Source organism: Neobacillus niacini (genome assembly GCF_036961885.1).
GTDB classification, from domain to species: domain Bacteria; phylum Bacillota; class Bacilli; order Bacillales; family Cytobacillaceae; genus Neobacillus; species Neobacillus niacini_H.
In genome coordinates this window covers 19925-20296 of the sequence record NZ_JBALNQ010000034.1, presented here as the reverse complement: position 1 = coordinate 20296, position 372 = coordinate 19925, and the positions used below count along the sequence as shown (strand labels likewise).

Annotated in this window: 1 pseudogene; it reads right to left on the bottom strand. The window is 33.1% G+C overall.

Features of this window, described 5'->3' with window-relative positions:
• Nucleotides 1-256, bottom strand: a pseudogene (locus V7124_RS15565) (mechanosensitive ion channel family protein); the annotation flags it as partial.
• Nucleotides 257-372: the final 116 nt, after the last annotated feature.

Here is a 372-nt window from a genome sequence, read left to right as displayed (position 1 = left end):
CAAAATAATAAATAATGAGAGCCGGAACAATATGAGACAACCTTTGAAAAACCCTTCGTTCCAAAAGCATATCATCCCAGGTGTACTTGTTATTGGTCACAATATGAGTAACCACCCTAAATACGACCTTTTTCGTGATAAAATTCGCTATTATACAGAGAGTAGCTATAAAAAAAATCATAATAACGATTGAAAGATACCCGGCAATCGTAGGATCCATTTCTAATTCTAACAGGCTGTTACTTATATAATTCATATTTTTCCTTTCCTTTAAGTCATTTTGAGTTATTTCCCATTTTAACAGAAAAAATAGGGACGGTTTATCTGATTCTTTTCTGCCTTTGTATCCTTCCCTATTCATGATTCGTCTAT